The sequence below is a fragment of the Psychrobacter sp. AOP7-A1-24 genome (assembly GCF_052376235.1).
Taxonomy (GTDB): Bacteria; Pseudomonadota; Gammaproteobacteria; order Pseudomonadales; family Moraxellaceae; genus Psychrobacter.
The window spans coordinates 1-22,118 of the sequence record NZ_JBQSVM010000022.1; the positions used below are offsets into that span (position 1 = coordinate 1).

Here is a 22,118-nt window from a genome sequence, read left to right on the forward strand (position 1 = left end):
AAGTTATACGTAACGGCTACGTTTGCAAATGTTTGGCACGGCCTAACTTCTATATAAATGCCAAGCTAAGTACAGCATCAATATGCCTACTAGAGCATCCAGTATGTTCCATGCCTTAGGCTTTGCAAATAAAGGCCTGAGTAATCGCGCACCATATCCAAGCGCAAAGAAGAAAAAGAACGAAGCGCTAACTGCACCAGCGGCAAACGTCAATTTACTGCTTGCACCCGTAGAGACCATGCCGACGAGTACCAATGTGTCTAGATAGACGTGCGGGTTTAACCAAGTAAAACCAAAGCACAGTAGTAAGGCTTTTTTTAAGCTACTCACGACTTGTCCTTCGACAGTCATTGCATGTGATTTTCTAACGCTGGCATATAAGCTCTGCAAGCCGTAAACTAGCAAAAATAGTGCGCCTGCCAGTCTGGCTATGTCAACAGCATGCGGATAGCGAGCCGTTACAGCACCAAAACCAGCGACACCTGCCGAAATTAGTATCGCATCGCTCACCGCACAAAACAGACAGATAAAAAAGATATGTTCACGTTTGATGCCTTGTTTGAGTACAAAGGCATTTTGGGAGCCAATCGCTAAGATAAGTGAGAGGCCGAGCAGGAAGCCAGAAATATAATCGGGAGCATTCATAATACGGTGCTTAACGGTTGGAGTATAGAAATGTTGACATTTTGATTACTGGCAGACCAGAAAAAACCTGTTAAGATACGCTATTGAACGAATGTATGCAATATGCGCACAATGTGAGTGTAATAGACGAGGGGCAGAGCAAGTCATGGTAGTCAGTTTGACAAGAATGCTACAGTCATTTGGGCAAGCTCAGGATGACCTACCATCATTGGCAGTAAAGAATGCTCAAGAGATGAGCGTCGATCATGAACAGGATGCTAGTAATGATGGCAATCAAACAAATCACGGGCGTTCTACACTGACGCCACCTGAACGTGTAAACCGCATATGTGATGCGTTGGCACAAGTGAGTGATAGCCAATCATCCACGCCTTTGACCGATCGCTATCTGAGTAATCATGCTCAAATGCGCCCAACCAATAGACCGCCTTTTGACCCAGATACTTTGTGGTATCTCAAACATGGACGTTGTCCGATTATGACTGAGCTTGTTGATGTGGTCGATGAGGCCACCCTAAATGCTATGCCTATTGAGGCCGTTGCGATATTAGACCGTATCAACGGTAAGCTAAAGCGCTATCGTGAGTGGAGTAGTGAGCTGAACGAACAGCAACAGCAGCAACATAATGAGCGTCAGTTCGTCATCGATAAGTTGGTCTCCGAAAGTATCCCTGAGGCATTGCATCATTATGAGCAGCTACAACGTTTTAGTCCGCATCGTACCAAAAATAATATGGTGCAGGGTAAGATGACTGCTGGTGATATGCTGACAGATTTGTTTTTGGAGATTGATTATGAGCTTGATGAGTTACTAGATGAGTTGCATCAAACGGTTCTGAACCGCCTTGCCTCTACCCATCGTTATGTCAAAAGCCGTACGCAAAGTTAAATATCTTTTTTAATAGCACTTTTTTTGTACATTCGAAAAGGTTAAGTGTTATCAAAAGATACAATCAACTCGGTGCATAACAATATAGGGCTTTAATAGAGCCTTATTTTTTTGTTTAATAATAACAACTATAAGAAATTTGTTAAGAGATTCTGACAAGTAACAAGGACAATACAATGACCCAAATGACTGCGATGTTCGTAATGTTTGTTTTGTATGGGCTGTTGCCAGCAGCTGGGTTATATCTAGGATATCGTGGCATTAAAAAAGTCACAGCACCCAAAATGCTCGAATATAAGGCGATGCCGCAATTGGGTTATATACCCGAAAAAAGCCTGCCCGTCGAAGTGAAGACGGCTCTTGAGCAAATTAATACAAAAGGTGAAAAGCTGCGTGTCATGTATGGCGATACCAATAATGATGGCAAGATTGATGATAAAGATACCGTCAATGAAACTTATATTATGATTCAAAACTTGATGGATAGGCACGTACCGCTTGCTGTGGCTGATTATCGCCGCTTGCATGATTTAGACGATTCGCTTGCTGACACTACCAAAATTAAACATTCTAATGTCACTGGTAAAGAAGCTTTGTTAGATGTGCTTGAAACGATTAACACACAGTTCGATGTCCTGCTCAACGCATCCTATCACCAAGATGGTCAAAAGCTACTCGCAACCAATCGCTATCTCCAAAAACGCTTTGATAATCCTGCTACTAATATAGGTATTCAAAAGCCCGATAGCAATGCCAGTAGTGATACTAGCAGTGATGTAAATATCCAAGCGATTGAAAGCCCGACTGGTGAAAAAGTGAGCGCTGAAGACATTAAGCTATAAATACAAAGTTGGATGGTGAAAGGATAAAGAGTAATCGTATATGAGTATTTTAATAGGCGTTGGCATTGTAACGACCGTCACCACCTTTTATCTAGGTAGAAAAGGCTGGCAAGCTTTTCATAAAGCTGTCGGTATATCACCTGGTGTGCTTACTTATCATGATTATGATGCGCCCTTATCATTAGCCACATTAAATTGGCAGCGGTTAACGTTAAATAAACAGCACTTAAAAAATTTATCAGAGCAGCAACTGCGTCAGCTAAAACGTATCGATGAAAAAATGAACAGTTATCACGCTTATCAAACAGCCCTACACAATCAATATAAGACACCAGCTATAACAGAAGCGCAGTTTGTGTTGAATAAAATGTTGCAAACACGGCTACCTGAAATGCTAGCCACCCATTACCAATTAACGAATACAAGCAGTGTGAGTAGTAAGAAGAGACTGGAAGGTAATGAGTTATTGCAGAGTGTTTTAGACAACATCGAAAAGCGTTTGGATAGATTACTGGCCCAAATGGACGAGGAGCAGCTACAAGAGCTGCGAGTTATGAAGCGCTATATTAATAGTCACGATAGCTGAGCTGTTATATCTATACTGAGCAACTGTAACGCCTGAAAAAAGAGACATACAAAAGCGGCCAATGATTATTCATCATTGACCGCTTTTGTATGTTTATCCCAAATCTATTTAAGACTTAGAATAATATTAAACCAAATCAGCTAGCGCTTATTATTGCGATCACGGGTGTTGCGTGTACCACGGCTGGCAGGGCTAGCACTACTTTTAGGCTTAGCACTGCTGTTGCGGTTATCGCTACGGGTATCAGTACGACGCGCTTTGAGTGGTTTATTTCTAATACGCTCTTGTTTTTCTTTGGCTGCGCCATGTAGACCTGTACCATAACGTGGGCGCAAGCTGACTAAGTCCGTCAACGTATTGATTTCTTTTTTATCAAGCTCTAAGAAACGACCAGTACGTAGCTCTTTTGGTAGAACAATTGTGCCATAGCGTGTACGCAGTAGACGACTAACCTTTAGACCTTGAGATTCAAACAAACGACGTACTTCGCGATTACGGCCTTCTTTTAGCTGGACATGGTACCACTTGTTGACACCTTCGCCGCCGCCTTCTTTGATGTCTTCAAATTTTGCGACACCATCTTCTAACATGACACCAGCAGTCAACGTACGTGCGATATCAGGCGTCACTTCACCCAATACACGTACAGCATATTCACGAGTCACTTCACTAGATGGGTGCATCAAGCGGTGTGCCATTTCACCATCATTGGTAAATAACAATAAGCCAGTTGAGTTAATATCCAAACGTCCAACCATTACCCAGCGGTCATGAGTCAGTTTTGGCAAACGCTCAAAGACAGTTGGGCGGCCTTCTGGATCTTTAGCTGAGCAAACTTCGCCTTCAGGCTTATAGTAAGCAATAACACGGCGACGCTTCTCATTTTCAGAAGTGTATTTGATTTGACGGCCATCAACGCGAATCTCATCACCTTGCGAAACACGATCACCGATGGTCGCAGGACCGTTATTAACTGTTACGCGGCCAGATTTGATGACTTCTTCCATTTGACGACGTGAACCAAGTCCCATACGGGCGAGTGCTTTCTGTAATTTTTCATCTTTCATAATCATAACCTTGAGTCGGTGGGTTTACATTTCTCAATGTAAAAAAATTGGATTGGCTATTCTACGCTATTTTAACAAATTTAGCACGTAAACCAATACCTTACTACTTAATGACGTAGTCACTCATGAATACGTAATACTGTTTAATTCACTTATTATAAAAATTTATCAGCGTGCAGGCTTTATCTTACGCTAGGATTTTGTAACGTACACAGGTACAATATTACTCTTAGTCAAATATTGACGAAGCAAAGGACAGGCATGCAAAGTATTTGCGCGCGCTGTCTTTATTTTTTTATATCGTACCCTCTATTGGAGTTACTATGTCTACTGCCCAAGAATCCGCCACCGTTTTGGACGGCAAAGCACTTGCCAAACAGATAGAACAGGATCTGCGCACGCGCGTAGATACGATTAAGGATAAGACTGGCCGCACCCCAAGTTTAGCGACGATATTGGTTGGTGACGATCCTGCCTCTGCGACTTATGTCCGTATGAAAGGCAACGCCTGTAAGCGTGTTGGCATGGACTCTATACGCGTTGAGATGCCAAGTGTCACGACCACTGAGCAGCTCATGGCAAAGATAGATGAGTTGAACAGCAATCCAGATGTGCATGGTATTTTGCTACAGCATCCTGTTCCTGAGCATATTGATGAGCGTGCTTGCTTTGAGCAGATTGACCTAGCAAAAGATGTTGATGGCGTGACTTGTCTTGGTTTTGGTCGTATGGCGATGCAGCAATCAGCTTATGGCTCATGTACACCGCAGGGTATCATGCACCTATTAGAGCATCATAATATCGAATTGTCGGGCAAAGAGGCAGTAGTCGTAGGGCGTAGTGCTATTTTAGGTAAACCAATGGCGATGATGCTATTGAATGCTAACTGTACGGTGACTATTTGCCATTCAAGAACTCAAGATCTGGCAGCGCACATTAAGCGTGCTGATATCGTAGTTGGTGCGGTGGGTGTACCTGAGCTGATTAAAGCGGAGTGGGTCAAATCAGGAGCCGTCGTCGTCGATGCAGGATTTCATCCGACAGATGATGGCGGTGTCGGTGATATCGAGATGAAAGGCATGGAAAATATTGCCAGTGCTTATACGCCAGTACCAGGTGGCGTTGGCCCAATGACTATCAATACGCTTATTCGCCAAACCGTTGATGCTGCTGAAAAATCAGCGGGTTTGAACAACGGCTAAAAAGATAGTCATACGAATACTGATTGCCGATATATAAGGGGGCCTGAGGTAACATAGACTTCAGGCTAAATCAACCACATTTCAGTTGATAGGACCTAAACATGGCTAAAAAAAACGTAGGTGTTCATGAGCGACTACAAGGTATTGGTAGAGGGTTTGTTGATGTCTGTCATTACGTTATTTTATTTCTAATCAGTGTGGTTGTCGTTTGGACCGCAGGAAAAGAGTTCGTTGGTATCATCCAAAAAGGCTCAGCGGATCTAAAAGACATATTGATGTTATTTATTTACCTTGAGCTACTGGCTATGATAGGTATTTATTTTAAAACCCATCGTTTGCCAGTACAGTTTCTGATATTTATTGCTATCACTGCCTTGTCACGACATTTGGTGGTTGATGTACAAGCAGTTTCAGACTATTTTCATTTATGGCTGCTAGCGACAATTTCTGTGGCTATTATGCTATTGAGCGGCGCTATCGTAGTGCTCACTTGGACGGCAAAAACGTTTGGTCGTCCAGAGGATAATCTGGATAAACAGCATGCAAACCTAACGGTTAAAGCACTATTGCCTGACAATGCTCAATCGCCCGATAGCCATACCAATCATCGCCGCGAATAATAGCCGTGAACAATTAGATAACAACATAAAAAAGAGCGGCCAGTGGTTGCTCTTTTTTATGCTATTTAGTTCTATGAGAAGCGTTTGGTACTACAACCATTTAAGTCTTTTAAAGTTGTAATACAGGTAGCTACACAAGGCGATAATAATGGCCATGATGAAAAGATATGAATACTTCCAATGCAGCTCAGGCATAAAATCAAAGTTCATACCATAGATACCAGCGATAGCAGTTGGTACGGCTAGGATACCGGCCCATGCAGCGAGCTTACGCACGACTTCATTCTGACCCATATTGACCATCGCCATGTAGGTATTCATCACCACGCTCAGCATTTCATTAAGACCGTTAATTGCATCTATTGAGTGTAAGAGGTGATCGTTAACATCGCGAAAGTAAGGCTTAGCCGCTTGAGAAAACCCAGAGACAATTTCACTCTTTTTGTGATTGATAAAAAAGCTACAGATGTCTTGTACAGGTAAAATAATAGCGCGCATATGTACCAGTTGCGACTTGAGCTCGTAGAGGTTTTTTAGCGTGCCTTTATCAAACTCAGAGGTAAATACATAGCCCTCCTGTTCGCGCAGGTAGCGGCCCAATCTATCGGTAATTGGCATATAGTTATCAACGATAAAATCGAGGATAGCATGCAGTACAAAGATAGGGCCCATGCGTAGCTTTTCGGGGCGACGGTGGCAATGCTCACGTACTGGTGCATAAGAATTTGAAGGGCCATTGCGAATTGTAATGAGGTAGTTCTTACCCATAAATATCGCAGTCGTACCATAACGAATGACATTGTCTTCGAGTTTGGCTGTACGTAGTACTACAAAGACCATATCATTGTCGTAGTTTTCGACCTTGGCACGTTGATGATCAGCAAAAGCATCTTCAATCGCTAGCTCATGCAGGTCAAAGGCTTCTTTTACTTTGACCATGGTTTCTAAGCTTGGGTCGTATAGTCCAAGCCAAATAAATTGACCATTATTACCTAGCGTACGACTCACATCATTGAGCGCCACTCTATTAAGGTTTTCACCTGTTTTACGTGAGTAAGCGTAGCAATTGACCACCTCATCTGCACTTGATGAATCAATGTCTTCATAGCGTTCTGAGTCAGGATCGTAGACTGTCATGGTCTCGATAGTATCCTCAGTAGTAGCGTCCACATCCCCATAAATATAACTATCATCATCGTCCAAATAAAGATGCTTGTCATTCATATTGGCATAGATATGATTCATATTAGAATCAGGGGCAATATGAGCTGCTTTTTTGATCAGTTGATTATTATCATTTTCCATATACTTTCCTGTCATATAATAAAAAACTTCAATAATCCAAATATACTGTGAGCTTTGCTATGGTTTTATCGTATGCTAATACTATTTATAGGGTATAGCTTTCTATAGGGCATAGCTTTTTAGCGTATCGATATCTACCAACGCCAATAGACTTTCATGACACGCTTCTAGCTTTATTTGCGGTGCGATGTCGAAGTCTAATGCTTCAACCCAACGCAGGGCGCAGATACACCAGTAGTCGCCAGGTTTGAGACCAGAAAAGTTGTACTCAGGTAGCGGGGTGATCAGGTCATTACCGCGACTGGCAGAGAAGTTTAAAAACTCGCTGGTCATCTTGGCGCAAACAGTATGTTGACCGACATCATGGTTGCCAGTATGACAAAAACCATTGCGATAATAGCCAGTGATAGGATCGAAGCAACAGCTGGCAAGTGCGGTGCCTAAGACATTGGTTTGGTTGATGGCAGGGTTTGGGTGGTAATCAGATGACATAAGGCTTCCGAGATGAAAATATGTGTTAGTGTATCATGAGTCTGTACCGAAGATGCTGCCATAATCGCGCTCATTATCTTATGGATAACAAAAAACAAACCTCTCGACAATTCACCTAATATTGAGCCAAATACATCAACGATGACTGTTATATCTACTAAGCTAATAAGCGGCAATTGAACTGTAATTAGATAGTGATTGTGGCTAATTGTCACTAGGCGAACCTTGAGTGCTATGCTAAACTAAAGCATAAAGTGCCTTGATTATTTGTCGCAATTTTTTAGCGCAAAAAGATACTCGTCTTATCATTCTAAATTATACTTATTATTCACCCTTTTGCGGTTACCTGGTTTGTTTATAAATAATTGGGTCAATGATGTTGCGCGTTAAAAATAAATACACACAGCGTCAATACTCGGCAAATCACTCTTTAAGTACCGCATCAGTACCGCGTTTTTGGTAAGCGATACGCCAAACAAGGATTTATTGTGTCTGTTAGTTCTGATTCTGCAAAACCTGCCCAGCCAAATTCTACCAACGAAACAGTGTCTCAGCCTGCCGAAAATAGTGCTGCACCCAATCGCATGCCATACTTAAGCAACTTTGGCAGTGATGTTGCTAATAGTTGGTTGTTGCCTGATGGGGTAGTGGATGTCCTATTTGAAGATGCGCATAAGCAAGAAGTGCTTAGACATCAGTTAATCGAGCAGCTTATTACTCATGGTTATCAGTTGGTTTGCCCACCGATGATTGAGTTTACTGAGTCTTTGCTAAGTGATGCATCAGAAGATCTAAAACGTCAAACCTTTAAAATTATCGATCAGTTGACGGGTCGTCTAATGGGCGTACGCGCTGATATTACGCCGCAGATTTTGCGTATCGATGCGCATTGGGGCGGTACGGGTATTGCACGTTATTGCTATGTTGGTGATGTGATTCATACCTTGCCATCAGGTCTGTTTGGCTCACGTACGCCTCTACAATTAGGTGCTGAGATATTTGGCTGTGCGTCACTAGCGGCAGATATAGAGCTGATAGACGTGCTGTTTACGATGGTGAATAAGCTCAATATGAGTGCAGCGCTTCATATCGATTTGGGTCACGTAGCGATATTCAAACGCTTGGCCGAATTGGCCGAACTATCAGACAGTGATACTGAGCAACTGATGTACTTGTATGCCAATAAAAACCTACCAGAGCTTAAGCGTGTTTGCCGTAGCTTACCAATGGGTGATGATTTTTATGTGTTGGCACGCTTTGGTCACGATATCGCAAATCTATTAGCCAAATTATCAAATACAGCGCAGCAAGACGGTCAGATCGCGACGGCAATCGACGAGCTACAGCGTTTGAAAACCTATCTACAAGATCAATGGCAGTGCCCAGTCAGTATTGATGTGACTGAGCTATCAGGTTATCACTATCATACTGGTATCGTATTTAATGGTTATATCAATAGCGAAACGCAGCCATTAGTACGTGGTGGTCGTTTTGATGGTATGCAAAGTCAGACGCAAACGTTACGCGCGGCCACAGGCTTCAGTATGGATGTCAGCCGCTTGCTGGCGCATACACAGCTAGATGCGCCAACCGTTGTCCTAGTTGATTTTGCTGCTTTGACTAATGCAAATACAGATGAGATGCAGACGCTATTACAGCAAGTGGAGAGTCTACGTCAGCAAGGCTATCGAGTCACTATGCCGTTAGATGCACAGGACAGTCCAGATGATGTTACGCATCGTTTGAGTATGTCTGCTGACAGTCAATGGCAATTACAGACTGTTTAACTCTCTGATAATAGACCACTGAATGGCACACACCGTCAACAGTATTTAGTACATATTATAAGAACGCAGAATTATTCGTTAGATATCTCAGGGTTTCTATTTCATGAAACACTGAGATACAAAGATATAGCTAAGAAAGTCAGTTTAGTTTTCCAGCTTTTATTGCACACACCTCAATATATAAGGTAAGGATTGATCATGGGTAAGAATGTTGTAGTTTTGGGTAGCCAATGGGGCGACGAAGGTAAGGGTAAAATCGTTGATTTACTTACCGAAAAAGCCTCAGCAGTAGCCCGCTTTCAAGGCGGTCATAATGCTGGTCACACGTTGGTTGTCGATGGCAAAACCACTGTCTTGCATTTGATTCCATCAGGTATCTTGCGTGAAGGCGTCACTTGCTTCATCGGTAATGGTGTGGTGTTAGCACCTGACGCACTACTAAAAGAGATGAAAGAATTAGAGACAAACAACGTACCTGTACGTGAGCGCCTACGTATCTCTCCTAACTGCCCACTTATTATGCCTTACCATGTGGCCCTTGACCAAGCTCGTGAAGCCAAGCGTGGCACTGGTAAGATCGGTACAACAGGTCGCGGTATCGGCCCTGCATACGAAGACAAAGTAGCACGTCGTGCGATTAAACTTGCTGATTTGTTCCGTGAAGATCTAGAAGAAAAGCTACGTAACCTAATCGAATATCATAACTTCCAACTAACTGAGTACTATAAAGTTGAAGCAATTGATTTTGATGAGACACTCAAGCTGTGTAAAGAGTGGAAAGAAGAAATCAAAGGTATGGTTACTGATGTAACTGAAGACCTAAATCAATTGCGTCTGGCTGACAAACATCTTATGTTTGAAGGTGCTCAAGGTACATTGCTAGATATCGATCATGGTACGTATCCGTTTGTTACTAGCTCAAGCGTAACCGCTGGTGGCGTGTCTACTGGTACTGGTATTGGTCCATTATATTTAGATTACGTACTTGGTATCACGAAAGCGTATACCACGCGCGTTGGTAGTGGTCCGTTCCCAACTGAACTGTTCGATGATGTTGGTGCTCACTTAGCCAAAGTTGGTCATGAGTTTGGTGCGACAACTGGTCGTGCACGTCGCTGTGGTTGGTTTGATGCTGAAGCATTACGCCGTGCCGTAGTACTTAACTCTATGTCAGGTATCTGCTTGACCAAGCTTGACGTACTAGATGGTCTTGAAGAATTGCTAATCGGTGTGGGTTACAACTTACCTGAGACTGAGTGTGCAGGCGCACATGATGCTGAATTCTATGAGTCAGTTACGCCTAAGTACGAAACAATGCAAGGTTGGAGCGAGTCTACCGTTGGTATTACGAACTATGATGAGCTTCCAGAAAACGCTAAAAAATATATCAAGCGTATCGAAGCATTGATCGGTTGCCCAGTTGATATTATCTCAACCGGTCCTGATCGTGAAGAGACTATCGTATTACGTGATCCGTACGACGCTTAATTTTTACTACAAACTTGATTAAATAGTTTCTAGTATCAGTGATAGAACCCCAATGCTGAGCGTTGGGGTTTTTGCTTTTGTTAGAACTTATAGCATTATCAATGACTAATGAACAATGAATTTACTTTTTTGCAAGGTATGGTCATAAATTAACCCTATCATTTGTAGCCTTAATCATTATAATAGGCAGCAATCCTATGTTGGCGCTTATGGTTATACATTGATATACCATGAGTTGTGCAAAACAGTCCAAGTCAACATTGTGGCCAAAGCAAAAACAACGCATTAATTTTTATATATTTTATTGAATTTATCATCTATTAGGAGCTTCTCATGGCTAACGAACGTACTTTATCTATCATCAAACCTGACGCAGTTGCTGGCAACCACATCGGCGCTATCTACAGCCGTTTTGAACAAGCTGGTCTAAAAATCGTTGCAGCTAAAATGCTACAACTTGATGATGAAAAAGCAGGCGGTTTTTACGCTGAGCACGCTGAGCGTCCATTCTACAACGATCTAAAATCTTTCATGATGTCAGGTCCAGTATTGGTATCAGTACTAGAAGGCGAAAACGCTATTGCTAAGCATCGTGAAATCATGGGTGCAACTAACCCAAAAGAAGCTGCTGAAGGCACTATCCGTGCTGACTTCGCTAGCAGCATCGATGAAAACGCAGTACATGGTTCAGATTCAGCTGAGTCAGCAGCACGTGAAATCAGCTACTTCTTCAGTGATGATGAAGTTTGTGCACGTACACGCTAATATAGTAAATAAAAGATAAGCTTTTACGGCGTTCGATTTGTTTGTAGTAACTGCTATAATAAGACAGCTACGATTTAAGCTAATCTTACTTGTATAAGTTTTATGTTTATTTGGCTATAGACGAATTATTGACAACATTGGTTGTTTGTAATTGGTTTGCGAGACGGCTTATATCTTATGGGTATAGGCCGTTTTAGCTATTATTCATTGAAATTGTCGATGACTTACCTCATTATTAATTTTACTTAGCGTTATCAATCCCTTATCAGCATATTTTTTATCAATGGCTAATTTATTAATTGGTATTTGTCAAGCTGAAAAACTGCGCTCATAGCGGATTGCTCATGCACCCATGTATGTATGGCAAAGCCCATATAAATAATTGCACCGCTTATCTAAGCTTCTGCAAAAAGGTTACCTATTATGTCAACTTTTCAAGCACCTACTCAGCACGTACCTGCTAAGATTACTGATAGTATTAAACTAGTAGATGAGGCACATGCCAAAACCAATCTATTGGGTATGTCACAAGCGCAACTGGCTGATTACTTCAAGAGCATTGGTGAAAAACCATTTCGTTCCACTCAGGTAATTAAGTGGATATATCAGCATGGCGTGACAGATTTTGAGCAAATGACGAATTTGAGCAAGTCATTGCGGGACAAACTGTCACTTAATGCTTGTGTGGTTCCGCCCAAAGTGATTCATCGTCAATATAGTGATGATGGTACGCGTAAGTGGGTATTTGAAGTTACTGGTGGCTCATTGGTTGAGACGGTGCTTATTCCTGCAGATGACAGTAAGTCAAATGGTCGTAAAACACTATGCGTGTCTTCGCAAGTAGGCTGTGCGCTAGACTGTAGTTTCTGTAGTACAGGCAAGCAAGGGTTTGAGCGTGACTTGAGTGCGGCTGAAATTATCGGTCAGTTATGGGTCGCTAATGCTTCATATATGACGGATGAAAATGAAAGCTTAGAAAACATTGATCATAGCCTATGGGAAAATAATGTTACCAATGTGGTGATGATGGGTATGGGTGAGCCGCTATTGAACTATAAACCTGTGGTTGGTTCAATGGAGCTGATGCTAAGCGATCATGCTTACGGATTGTCAAAGCGCCGTGTCACATTATCGACTTCTGGTGTCGTCCCGAAAATGTATCAGCTAGCACAAGACATCGATGTGGCATTGGCTATTTCATTACATGCGCCAAATGATGAACTGCGTAATGAGCTAGTACCTATTAACAAAAAATATCCGCTAGAAGAGCTGATTGCAGCGGCAAAAAACTATGTTTATGATGTTAATCCACGTCATAAGAAACACGTCACGATCGAGTATGTGATGCTTGACGGCGTCAATGATAGCAATGAGCATGCGCATCAGTTGGTTGCGTTATTGGACGGGTTACCAAGCAAGATTAACCTTATTCCTTTCAATCCGTTCCCACATGCACCGTATGACAAATCAAGCAACAACCGCATCCATGCGTTTAGCAATATATTAAGCGAAGCTGGTTTTGTTTGTACGATTCGTCAAACACGTGGTGATGACATTGATGCCGCTTGTGGTCAGTTGGTTGGACAAGTTGCCGATCGCACTAGACGCTCAGCCGCATGGCAGCAGAGTATCAAAGATCGTGAAAGTGTTTAGTAAGTTTTCTAGCAAATGAGCGTTATATCTGACTGATATTGCATTTTAACTGTCTTTTTTCTGTCGCAATGGTAAGAAAATGTAGCAATGACGGTCGAGACTATGGAATGCGGCAATTAATAACAACTAAATTGTACTTAAAGGGGTTAAATCTATTAAACTGATGTTTCTTTGATCGAACGCATTGAATCCCAGTTTTATGATGGCGGCTATGATGACTTCTAAAAATTCTTGTCAGTTCAAACATCAAAAATCATTTTCTAAGTTTCATAAGCAGTTAAGTATCAGTGCTGCCCAAACTGCTTTACCAAAGCGTACAGTGCTATCGGTGGTGTTTGGCGTCCTTGTATTAAGTGGCTGCCAGAACACACCGACTAATGATTTGCTAGGCAACTCTTCTTATCAAACATCTACGCGCGCTAGCAATGATCGAAATTTAGATCAGCAGGAAATCGCCCGTGTGCGTACCTCACTTGCTGCGCAATACATCCGCAAAAATGAACTCGACACTGCGCAGCAGCAGCTTGAAAAAGCCTTTGCTGCCGATAGCCGTTATGCGCCAGCCTATGATATGATGGGCGTTTTGTTGCAGCAAGAAGGCAGTCGTATCAATCTAGCCAAAGCCGATCAGTACTTCAAAAAAGCTATCGCGCTAGATAGAGACTTTGCACAAGCACACAATAATTATGGCGTATATTTGTCACAGACAAAGCGCTACCGTGAAGCGGCAGAACAGTTTGAGATTGCAGGCGCGTCGCTAGGCTATGAAGGCCGTATTGGTGCGCTAGAGAACCTAGGTCGTACTTATCTACAATTAGGTGATAATAGTGCCGCTTCAAAAGCATTTTTACGCGCACTTGATGGCAATCGTAATAGTATTATTGCTCATATCGAACTGGTAGATTTATTGCTTGAACAACAGCGTGTACCGCAGGCACAGAGACTGTATGATGAGACTCTGATATTGGTGCAGGGGCAGGGTGTTAGTCCGCGCTTGCTCTTACAAGGTATAAAGCTTGCAGCAGCACAAAATAATATAACTACGCGCCAGCAATTGGCACAGCAGCTTTTATCCGCTTACCCATTAAGTGATGAAGCAAAACAACTTAAGACTTGGCTTAACAATCCAGAGGCACCATGGAAATGATCACCCCATCATCTAACACTCAATCTAACGCGCAGGGATCATTTGGTGCCGTGTTGCAGCAAGCCCGTAAAAACAAGCAAGTAACTTTAGAGGTAGCGGCGGCCGAGCTGTTTATTCTCAAGCGTCATCTAGAAGCACTAGAAAATGAAAACTTCGCGGAGCTACCACAGGCTGCGTTTGCTCGTGGTTTTGCGATTAACTATGCCAAATATTTGGGCTTAGATTCAGCCAAAATTGCTAGTAGTTTTGATGCCGCTTACCCCAACGAGTTAAAGGCCAAGTCAGCCAGTAATATCGACACGCCACTACGTCCAATGGGGACTTTGCAGCGTGATACTCATAACCGCATCCGCTTTAACCCCCTATTGATCATAGGTGTTGTCGGGTTGATTATTTTGGCGGTGTTTTTATTTCGTATGGTGAGTAACGCTAGCAAAGAAAATACCCAAGAGCCTGTATCAGCTGTTGAGGATATGTCCGCAATAGAGCAAGCACAAGGTGCCGCCATAAACAATGATGCGAGTGGCGTTGGTGCTTCTGGCTCTGCATTGAATCTAGGTGATGCTGCAACGACTGCTAACCTAAACCTTATATTGACAGATGACGCTGTGGTTAGCATCACGGATGCTGACGAAAACAGTCTTATAAATGGTGCCCAGTCTGCGGGTAATTACGACCTATCTGGTATGCCACCGTTTAATGTAAAAATTGATAATATCGACAATGTGAGTTTGATGCTCAATCAACAACCAGTTGCACTAGATACGTATGCAACAGATAAGCAGGCTGCTTTTGAATTGGCGCCATAGTCAGTTATATAAGCGCCAAATTTGAGTGCATCACATATGAATGTGTTGGTTGAGCTGGTTTATATTATATATACAAAGGCCTAGAGCTTTTCTATTTTTGATTCAAGGATTTATGTATGTCAATGCCATCGCCTATTAATCGTCGTCAGACCAAAAAAATCTATGTCGGTGATGTCGCGGTTGGTGGTGATGCACCAATTAGCGTACAGAGCATGACCAACACTGATACCTGTGATGTAGCAGCGACGGTCGCTCAGATCGAGCGCTGTGTCGAAGCAGGTGCAGATTTAATGCGCGTATCAACGCCAACAATGGATACCGTTAAAGCCTTTGGTGAAATTCGCAAATTGGTAAGCGTGCCTTTGATCGCTGATGTGCATTTTGATCATAAAATCGCTTTGGCAGTTGCTGAAGCAGGCGCTGACTGTTTACGAATTAATCCTGGCAACATTGGTAGCGATGCTAAGGTACGTGAAGTGGTCGCTTGTGCTAAATATCACAATATTCCGATTCGTATTGGCGTGAATGCTGGCTCTTTAGAAAAAGACATACAGCGCAAGTATACTGAGCCAACTGGCGAGGCAATGCTAGAGTCGGCAATGCGCCATATTGATATTTTAGAGCGTCTGAATTTTGACCAGTACAAGGTATCTGTTAAAGCCAGCAATGTGTTTTTGACACTGGATGCTTATCGCTTGATATCAGCGCAAATTGATAACCCATTACATTTAGGGGTGACTGAAGCAGGTGTCTATCGTACTGGTGCCGTCAAATCAGCTATCGCGCTAGGTGGTTTATTGCTAGATGGTATTGGCGACACTATTCGTATCTCCTTAGCAGCCGAGCCTGAAGAAGAGATTAAGATTGGTTTTGATATCTTAAAATCGCTTAATATTCGTTCGAACGGTGTAAACTTTATCGCTTGTCCAAGCTGCTCACGTCAAGAGTTTGATGTGATTAAAGTAATGACAGCATTAGAGTCGCGTTTAGAAGATATTCGCGAACCGATGGACCTATCTGTGATTGGCTGCAAGGTTAATGGTCCAGGAGAGGCAAAAGAAGCGGATATTGGTATCGTTGGTGCTGCACCTAGATCATTGGTCTATCGTATGGGTGAAAAAAGCCATCTTATCGATACAGGTAATCTGGTCGATGAAATAGAAGGTATGGTTCGCGCCCATGCAGAAGATTTGGCAAAAAAGCGTGAGAATGAAATCATTCGCGTAAAATAAGCCATAAAATAGATTGATACGTTAGATTATACCGTCACAACATCAGTCAGATATAACGTTTGTTTGAGTATACAAACGACAATAATAGAATACCTGTTAAACATTTAAGGATACGACCGTACCATGATCAAAGCTATCAAAGGTTTTAATGATATTTTGCCTGACCAATCAGCAAAGTGGCTGCATCTAGAAGCGATATTGGCTGATGTGCTTGGTAGGTATGGTTATGAGCATATTCGCTTGCCTATCGTTGAACAAACTGATTTGTTTGCCCGTGCTATTGGCGGCGCTACTGACATCGTCGAAAAAGAAATGTACAGTTTTACGGACAAGTCTGAGCCACCAACACCATTAGCACTACGTCCTGAAGGTACAGCAGGTGCAGTACGTGCAGTTATCGAGCATAACTTGCTACGTGGTGACACGCCTAAGCTTTGGTACATTGGCCCGATGTTCCGCTATGAGCGTCCACAAAAAGGTCGCTATCGCCAGTTCCATCAATTAGGTGTCGAAAGCTTCGGTAGTGCATTACCAGATGCTGACGCTGAACTGATTGCGATGACTCATCTGATGTGGAAAGAATTAGATCTCAACAACGAGATGCGTTTGCAACTGAACAGTTTGGGTGAGCTTGATGAGCGCTATGCTTATCGTGAAGCATTAGTCGCTTATTTGACTGATAAAAAGGACCAGCTAGACGAAGATAGCAAACGTCGTCTGACGACCAACCCTTTGCGTATCTTGGATAGTAAAGACTCGAGTACGCAAGCAGTATTGGCGGATGCGCCAAAGCTTGCTGACTTCTTGGGTGAAGAGAGTGTGGCGCATTTTGAGCAGGTCAAAACCTACCTGACTGCGCTGAATATCGATTTTGAAATCAATCCGCACTTAGTACGTGGCCTTGATTATTATAATAAAACGGTATTTGAGTGGGTAACAGATAAGCTTGGAAGCCAAGCCACCGTTTGTGCTGGTGGTCGTTATGATGGGTTAGTAGGTCAGTTGAAATCAATCGGTACAGATGGCAATAAACCAGTCAAATCTGAGCCTGGTGTTGGTTTTGCAATGGGACTTGAGCGTCTATTACTACTGATAGAAGCAGTAGCGCCGATTGCTGATATACCAGCTTGTGATGTATTTGTTGTTGCTCATCCTGAGGTATACAGTGCTGGTATAAGCTATGCACAAAACTTGCGTCACAGTCGTCCAGACGTACGAGTAAAGATGGCTAGTGCCACAAGTCTAAAGGCACAAATGAAAAAGGCGGATAAGTCAGGCGCGGCACTGACAGTCATCATTGCACAGCAAGAGCTGGATGATAATACGATTAGTATTAAAGATATGCAGACAGGTGAGCAAAAGACGGTCGCACAAGATTGGCTATCGACTACAGAGAACTTTTCTCGTCGCTAGTCGGTTTTTGACCAATCAGCTTTACTTGTGGCATCAGCAACTTAATGTAAATTTTATCAGGTAAATATATATGGCTCTGACACCTAATTCGCCGAATGCAGATAACTCCATGCAAAACTTAAAGCAATATGGTAGTTATATCGTCACTGCGATTTTGTTAGCATTGGCCGCCTATTTTGGCTGGACATACTGGCAAGACAATCATGCTCGAGTAGATACCGTCGCCGCCGATCAGTATGCTGATATTCAGCAGCTAAATGAAGAAGTCAACTTAGCCTCACAAAATCCAGATTTGGAAGCAGAAGCTCAAGAAGCGCTTACCCAGAGTCGTAGCCAGCTAGACAAAGATATCGATGCTTTGGTCAACACGCATGGTGAGTCGGTTTACGCATGGCAGGCGCTGATGATAAAAGCACGTCAACAAGTCGACAGCGATGATTTTGCAGCAGCGACTGAGACCTTCAAAAAAGCATTGGCTATCGATTTGGGTGATGCTGGTTTAGAAGCGATTACTCGTCTACGCTATGCAAAGACGCTGTTGGCCGCAGGCGATACAGATGCTGCACTGGCAGAAGCAAACAATGACATGCCAAACTCGTTCGAAGCAAGTCAGCAGGAGCTGCTAGGGGATATTTACTTAGCGCAGGATAATAAAGACTCAGCGATTAAATCTTATAGTAACGCGTGGGAGCTATTACGTAGTCGCCAAGAAACGCGTGCAGTATTGGCACTAAAGATGGAGAGCTTGGGTATCACGGCTGAACCAATTGCTGAGCAGACCAGCCTTATTCAAGAACCATCTGCTCCTGAGCCGTCGCTGGTGATGGATAGTTCGAATGAAGTCGCTGTCGAAGCAGGACAGTAAGTTAGCAGGCTAGACATTAAGTCAGTAGTATATTATTGAGAGTTGGTAATCACCCAAAGCTCTTTTTCCATATAACCTAATGATTACTAATTTGCTGTTGGCCAATTTACCAATTAATAATAATTTATCTGTAGTGAGAACATACAATGACTCAATCTATTCGCTCTAGCAAAATGTTAAACACGAAAACTATCAAAAAGACAGTCATGCATGTGGCTGTACTGGCAGTCATGAGCACAGCAGTGATTGGATGTAATCGCGGTATTAAGCCTGTTGTTAATGATCCGGTAGAGTTGGTACAAATCGCTCAGCCGATTAGCGTACTACAGCCCGTTTTTAGTACAGATGTTGGCAACAAAAAAGCCAGCAAAAAAGATCCGCTAGATCTGCAAGTTGGTTACGCTAGTAATCAAATCGTTACTGCCTCACGCGGTGGTGAGCTATCAGGGTTCAATAGTACAGGCGAGCGTATGTGGTCAATCAATGTTGACGATCAAATCACTGGCGGCGTTGCAGTAGACGAATTGAGTCAGACAGCCATCATTAGTACTCGTGGTGGTAAGGTCATGGCGTTTGATAGCACGACTGGTGCAAAGCGTTGGCAGCAGCAGTTATCAGGTTCGGTTTTGACGCCAGCACTGATTACTAATAACCGTGTCGTACTATCAGCGAACGATGGTTTCTTACATGGTTTGTCGCTGCAAACTGGACAATCAGTATGGCAGTTTGCGACTCAAGTACCTGCTATTAGCGTTCGCGGTAGCGCTGCGCCAACTCTATTAGACAATGAAACAGCACTTTTGGCTACCGCTGATGGTCGTCTGCATGCAATTACCGTCGATAATGGTCTTCCGCTATGGTCAAGACGTGTTGGTGTAGGCACTGGTAGTAGTGAAGTTGAGCGCATGAGTGATGTCGATGGCAAACCTATCGTAGATAAAAATCAGTTGTTTGCGATTAGTTATAGTGGTCAGCTATTAGGTATTGATTTGGCCTCGCGTCAAGTGATGTTTGTTAATGAAATTGCGAGCCTCAAATCACTTGCGGTAAATACTCAGCAAGTCATTGCTACTAGTCTAGAAGGCAAAGTAGTTGCTTATGATCGAAACAGTGGCGAGACACTATGGGAAAGTGACGAATTGGCTTATCGTGACCTAACCAATCCTGTGATGATTGGAAACTATATCGCCATTGGCGACCTCGATGGTGTGGTGCATCTGTTTGACCCTGCTACGGGTAGCATCGTTAGCCGCGTAGAGACTAAAGGTGTGCTGACCAACTTGCAAGTCCAAGGTAGCCGCTTAATGACTCAAAGCACCTCAGGACAAGTGGCTATCTGGCAGTTAGTACGCTAACACTTTTACAAATGAATGCTTATCGGTGATTAACGAAGTGTAATATTTCACTATAACTGTTAAGCCTATTCTTGATTGTCATTTATGAAAAACAAACGCTGCTTAGTCAGCGTTTAGTGCCTTGTGTAAATTGCTTGTTTAAACATAGGCTTTCGCGTACTCTATGCGACCGATGTGCTATCCATATATACTACTTATTTATGTATAATGAGCCGTCCTATATATTATTTCTAATCGTAAAATAGCCATCTATTGTTTTTGCTATTGTTTTATCATTCATTTTAATTCACGGTCAATTGCAGCATATCTATTACTATTATTATGTCACTGGTTATAAGAATAACTGTACTGCCCGTCATTGTGCCTTTCACTGAGAGTAACCCATGAGTATCAAGCCTGTGGTCGCCTTAATTGGTCGTCCAAACGTCGGTAAATCCACCTTATTTAATCAGTTCACAAAGAGTCGGCAGGCATTGGTCGCTGACCTTTCAGGATTGACTCGTGACCGTCAGTACGGTGATGCAGTTTATGAGGAAAAATCCTTTATCGTTGTAGATACAGGTGGTATCGGTGAAGCTGACGATGGTAGCGGCAATATCGATGACTATATGTCTGAGCAATCGCATACAGCGATTCATGAAGCCGACATCATTGTATTTGTCGTTGACGCTCGTGCGGGTATGATCGGCGCTGATGCTGAAATTGGTAAGTTTTTGCATACATTAGGCAAGCCTGTCTATGTCGTTGCCAATAAAGTTGATGGCGTACACGATGCTGCACCTGCTGAGTTTTATGCCTTAGGTTTGGGCGAGCCGTATCCAATGGCAGCCAGTCATGGTCGCGGTGTAGGTAACTTGCTTGAAGTGCTAACGGCTGATATGCCTGAGCAAGATAATGTAGTAGAGCCAAGAGGCTTGAAGCTTGCCATTATCGGTCGTCCAAACGTTGGTAAGTCGACGCTGGTAAATCGCTTGTTAGGCGAAGACCGAGTAGTAGTGTACGATATGCCAGGTACGACGCGTGATAGTATTTATATTCCTTATCAGCGTGAAGGTCGAGACTATGTTTTGATTGACACTGCTGGTGTACGCCGCCGTGGTAAAATCGATGAAAAAGTAGAAAAATTCTCTGTCATCAAGACTTTGCAAGCGATTGAAGATTCTAACGTAACCGTCATTGTCATTGATGCTCATGAGGGTATCGTTGATCAGGATTTGCATATGATTGGTTATGCGCTCGATGCTGGTCGAGCATTGGTCGTTGCGATCAATAAATGGGATGGTCTAACGCAAGATCAAAGAGACTATATCAAACTTGAAATGGATCGCCGTTTTAGCTTTATTCCCTATGTAAAAATACATTTGATTTCAGCATTGCATGGTACAGGTGTCGGTAATTTATACCCGTCTATTTTGCGTGCACATAAATCTTCGATGTTTGAAGTATCGACCAACCGTTTGACTCAGATTTTGCAAGATGCTGTGACGGCCAATCCGCCACCGACCATTGCTGGTCGTCGTATTAAGTTGCGTTATGCGCATATTGGTGGCCACAATCCACCCGTTATTGTGATTCATGGTAACCAAACCAGCGCGCTTCCTAAGAGCTATCAACGTTATTTAGAGAATCAATTCCGTCAAGTATTTAAGCTAGAAGGCACACCGCTTAATGTGATCTTGAAGCAAAATGATAATCCATATGCTAACAAGAGCGATACGCCGACTAAAGCCAAAGCACAGCAATTGCGTCAACGTGAGCGTAATAGATCACAGAAATTTACCACCAAGGATAAAAAGCCTCGTTAATTCTAGTATTTTGGGCTTCATATCTTAATTTTTGTGATTAATGTCATTGCGTTCGATAGCGTGATGACATTTTTCTATTAAAAGACTATAGTTTGCTCTCCTAAGTGGTTATCTTGCTTAGCCTTAGCGCCTTAAAAAATATTCAAATGTT

At 42.8% G+C, this 22,118-nt stretch carries 20 protein-coding genes; 16 read left to right on the forward strand and 4 right to left on the reverse strand.

The genetic code is table 11. The features are described 5' to 3' along the window. Window positions 1–42: 42 nt before the first annotated feature. On the reverse strand, window positions 43–645 hold the full coding sequence (locus tag ACT3QQ_RS08890) for a LysE/ArgO family amino acid transporter (protein ID WP_444527728.1): 603 nt from the start codon (window positions 643–645) through the stop codon (window positions 43–45). 145 nt (window positions 646–790) lie between these two features. Here ACT3QQ_RS08890 and ACT3QQ_RS08895 point away from each other — a divergent pair, with 145 nt between their 5' ends. The 3 genes from ACT3QQ_RS08895 (at window position 791) to ACT3QQ_RS08905 (ending at window position 2,962) form a co-directional block, all read left to right on the forward strand. After that, window positions 791–1,534, forward strand: a complete 744-nt coding sequence (locus ACT3QQ_RS08895; RefSeq protein ID WP_444527729.1) for a hypothetical protein — start codon at window positions 791–793, stop codon at window positions 1,532–1,534. Window positions 1,535–1,710: 176 nt separating this feature from the next. After that, window positions 1,711–2,376: a hypothetical protein gene (locus ACT3QQ_RS08900; protein ID WP_444527730.1), complete on the forward strand. Its 666-nt coding sequence runs from the start codon at window positions 1,711–1,713 to the stop codon at window positions 2,374–2,376. A 40-nt stretch (window positions 2,377–2,416) separates the two neighbouring features. After that, window positions 2,417–2,962, forward strand: coding sequence for a hypothetical protein (locus tag ACT3QQ_RS08905; protein WP_444527731.1), 546 nt, complete (start codon window positions 2,417–2,419; stop codon window positions 2,960–2,962). A 140-nt stretch (window positions 2,963–3,102) separates the two neighbouring features. Here the strand turns inward: ACT3QQ_RS08905 and rluB are convergent, their stop codons facing one another. Next, window positions 3,103–4,029 (reverse strand): 23S rRNA pseudouridine(2605) synthase RluB, encoded by a 927-nt coding sequence (rluB, locus tag ACT3QQ_RS08910; RefSeq protein ID WP_444527732.1) that lies wholly within the window; start codon window positions 4,027–4,029, stop codon window positions 3,103–3,105. A 323-nt stretch (window positions 4,030–4,352) separates the two neighbouring features. Between rluB and folD the strand changes: the two genes are divergently transcribed. Both folD and ACT3QQ_RS08920 read left to right on the forward strand, forming a co-directional pair. Then, the gene (gene folD, locus ACT3QQ_RS08915) at window positions 4,353–5,231 is read left to right on the forward strand and encodes a bifunctional methylenetetrahydrofolate dehydrogenase/methenyltetrahydrofolate cyclohydrolase FolD (protein WP_444527733.1); all 879 of its coding nucleotides are present in this window, start codon (window positions 4,353–4,355) and stop codon (window positions 5,229–5,231) included. Window positions 5,232–5,332: 101 nt separating this feature from the next. After that, window positions 5,333–5,851, forward strand: coding sequence for a phosphate-starvation-inducible protein PsiE (locus ACT3QQ_RS08920; RefSeq protein ID WP_444527734.1), 519 nt, complete (start codon window positions 5,333–5,335; stop codon window positions 5,849–5,851). Between the two features lie 90 nt (window positions 5,852–5,941). Here ACT3QQ_RS08920 and corA read toward each other — a convergent pair whose 3' ends face one another. After that, on the reverse strand, window positions 5,942–7,096 hold the full coding sequence (corA, locus tag ACT3QQ_RS08925) for a magnesium/cobalt transporter CorA (protein WP_444527759.1): 1,155 nt from the start codon (window positions 7,094–7,096) through the stop codon (window positions 5,942–5,944). 162 nt (window positions 7,097–7,258) lie between these two features. Further along, window positions 7,259–7,648 (reverse strand): DUF2237 family protein, encoded by a 390-nt coding sequence (locus tag ACT3QQ_RS08930; protein ID WP_444519379.1) that lies wholly within the window; start codon window positions 7,646–7,648, stop codon window positions 7,259–7,261. Between the two features lie 488 nt (window positions 7,649–8,136). Here ACT3QQ_RS08930 and ACT3QQ_RS08935 point away from each other — a divergent pair, with 488 nt between their 5' ends. The 11 genes from ACT3QQ_RS08935 to der all read left to right on the forward strand — a co-directional run bounded on the left by ACT3QQ_RS08935 (window position 8,137) and on the right by der (window position 21,967). Next, the gene (locus ACT3QQ_RS08935; RefSeq protein ID WP_444527735.1) at window positions 8,137–9,435 is read left to right on the forward strand and encodes an ATP phosphoribosyltransferase regulatory subunit; all 1,299 of its coding nucleotides are present in this window, start codon (window positions 8,137–8,139) and stop codon (window positions 9,433–9,435) included. A gap of 198 nt (window positions 9,436–9,633) precedes the next feature. Continuing rightward, window positions 9,634–10,923, forward strand: a complete 1,290-nt coding sequence (locus tag ACT3QQ_RS08940; RefSeq protein WP_444527736.1) for an adenylosuccinate synthase — start codon at window positions 9,634–9,636, stop codon at window positions 10,921–10,923. A gap of 333 nt (window positions 10,924–11,256) precedes the next feature. After that, window positions 11,257–11,688 carry a nucleoside-diphosphate kinase gene (gene ndk / locus ACT3QQ_RS08945; RefSeq protein WP_201567108.1) on the forward strand — a complete coding sequence of 144 codons (432 nt, stop codon included), beginning with the start codon at window positions 11,257–11,259 and terminating at the stop codon, window positions 11,686–11,688. Between the two features lie 423 nt (window positions 11,689–12,111). Further along, window positions 12,112–13,341: a 23S rRNA (adenine(2503)-C(2))-methyltransferase RlmN gene (rlmN, locus tag ACT3QQ_RS08950; protein WP_444527737.1), complete on the forward strand. Its 1,230-nt coding sequence runs from the start codon at window positions 12,112–12,114 to the stop codon at window positions 13,339–13,341. Window positions 13,342–13,552: 211 nt separating this feature from the next. Beyond that, complete coding sequence (gene pilW / locus ACT3QQ_RS08955; protein WP_444527738.1) at window positions 13,553–14,488, forward strand: type IV pilus biogenesis/stability protein PilW; 936 nt, start codon at window positions 13,553–13,555, stop codon at window positions 14,486–14,488. Then, on the forward strand, window positions 14,479–15,297 hold the full coding sequence (locus ACT3QQ_RS08960; RefSeq protein ID WP_444527739.1) for a helix-turn-helix domain-containing protein: 819 nt from the start codon (window positions 14,479–14,481) through the stop codon (window positions 15,295–15,297). The genes pilW and ACT3QQ_RS08960 overlap by 10 nt, the downstream gene beginning before the upstream one ends. Window positions 15,298–15,413: 116 nt before the next feature. Then, the gene (gene ispG / locus ACT3QQ_RS08965) at window positions 15,414–16,529 is read left to right on the forward strand and encodes a flavodoxin-dependent (E)-4-hydroxy-3-methylbut-2-enyl-diphosphate synthase (RefSeq protein WP_444519385.1); all 1,116 of its coding nucleotides are present in this window, start codon (window positions 15,414–15,416) and stop codon (window positions 16,527–16,529) included. Window positions 16,530–16,652: 123 nt separating this feature from the next. Continuing rightward, window positions 16,653–17,942 carry a histidine--tRNA ligase gene (hisS, locus tag ACT3QQ_RS08970; protein ID WP_444527740.1) on the forward strand — a complete coding sequence of 430 codons (1,290 nt, stop codon included), beginning with the start codon at window positions 16,653–16,655 and terminating at the stop codon, window positions 17,940–17,942. A 70-nt stretch (window positions 17,943–18,012) separates the two neighbouring features. After that, window positions 18,013–18,807 (forward strand): YfgM family protein, encoded by a 795-nt coding sequence (locus ACT3QQ_RS08975; RefSeq protein WP_444527741.1) that lies wholly within the window; start codon window positions 18,013–18,015, stop codon window positions 18,805–18,807. Between the two features lie 146 nt (window positions 18,808–18,953). Next, a complete protein-coding gene (gene bamB / locus ACT3QQ_RS08980) occupies window positions 18,954–20,162 on the forward strand; it encodes an outer membrane protein assembly factor BamB (RefSeq protein ID WP_444527742.1) in 1,209 nt (402 codons plus the stop codon). Between the two features lie 383 nt (window positions 20,163–20,545). Continuing rightward, a complete protein-coding gene (der, locus tag ACT3QQ_RS08985; RefSeq protein WP_444522376.1) occupies window positions 20,546–21,967 on the forward strand; it encodes a ribosome biogenesis GTPase Der in 1,422 nt (473 codons plus the stop codon). Window positions 21,968–22,118 lie beyond the last annotated feature (151 nt).

Coding starts and splice junctions, on each gene's coding strand:
- ACT3QQ_RS08890 (WP_444527728.1), bottom strand. CDS start 645: ATGAATGCTCCCGATTATATTTCTGGCTTCCTGCTCGGCCTCTCACTT.
- ACT3QQ_RS08895 (WP_444527729.1), top strand. CDS start 791: ATGGTAGTCAGTTTGACAAGAATGCTACAGTCATTTGGGCAAGCTCAG.
- ACT3QQ_RS08900 (WP_444527730.1), top strand. CDS start 1,711: ATGACCCAAATGACTGCGATGTTCGTAATGTTTGTTTTGTATGGGCTG.
- ACT3QQ_RS08905 (WP_444527731.1), top strand. CDS start 2,417: ATGAGTATTTTAATAGGCGTTGGCATTGTAACGACCGTCACCACCTTT.
- rluB (WP_444527732.1), bottom strand. CDS start 4,029: ATGAAAGATGAAAAATTACAGAAAGCACTCGCCCGTATGGGACTTGGT.
- folD (WP_444527733.1), top strand. CDS start 4,353: ATGTCTACTGCCCAAGAATCCGCCACCGTTTTGGACGGCAAAGCACTT.
- ACT3QQ_RS08920 (WP_444527734.1), top strand. CDS start 5,333: ATGGCTAAAAAAAACGTAGGTGTTCATGAGCGACTACAAGGTATTGGT.
- corA (WP_444527759.1), bottom strand. CDS start 7,096: ATGAATCATATCTATGCCAATATGAATGACAAGCATCTTTATTTGGAC.
- ACT3QQ_RS08930 (WP_444519379.1), bottom strand. CDS start 7,648: ATGTCATCTGATTACCACCCAAACCCTGCCATCAACCAAACCAATGTC.
- ACT3QQ_RS08940 (WP_444527736.1), top strand. CDS start 9,634: ATGGGTAAGAATGTTGTAGTTTTGGGTAGCCAATGGGGCGACGAAGGT.
- ndk (WP_201567108.1), top strand. CDS start 11,257: ATGGCTAACGAACGTACTTTATCTATCATCAAACCTGACGCAGTTGCT.
- rlmN (WP_444527737.1), top strand. CDS start 12,112: ATGTCAACTTTTCAAGCACCTACTCAGCACGTACCTGCTAAGATTACT.
- pilW (WP_444527738.1), top strand. CDS start 13,553: ATGATGACTTCTAAAAATTCTTGTCAGTTCAAACATCAAAAATCATTT.
- ACT3QQ_RS08960 (WP_444527739.1), top strand. CDS start 14,479: ATGGAAATGATCACCCCATCATCTAACACTCAATCTAACGCGCAGGGA.
- ispG (WP_444519385.1), top strand. CDS start 15,414: ATGTCAATGCCATCGCCTATTAATCGTCGTCAGACCAAAAAAATCTAT.
- hisS (WP_444527740.1), top strand. CDS start 16,653: ATGATCAAAGCTATCAAAGGTTTTAATGATATTTTGCCTGACCAATCA.
- ACT3QQ_RS08975 (WP_444527741.1), top strand. CDS start 18,013: ATGGCTCTGACACCTAATTCGCCGAATGCAGATAACTCCATGCAAAAC.
- bamB (WP_444527742.1), top strand. CDS start 18,954: ATGACTCAATCTATTCGCTCTAGCAAAATGTTAAACACGAAAACTATC.
- der (WP_444522376.1), top strand. CDS start 20,546: ATGAGTATCAAGCCTGTGGTCGCCTTAATTGGTCGTCCAAACGTCGGT.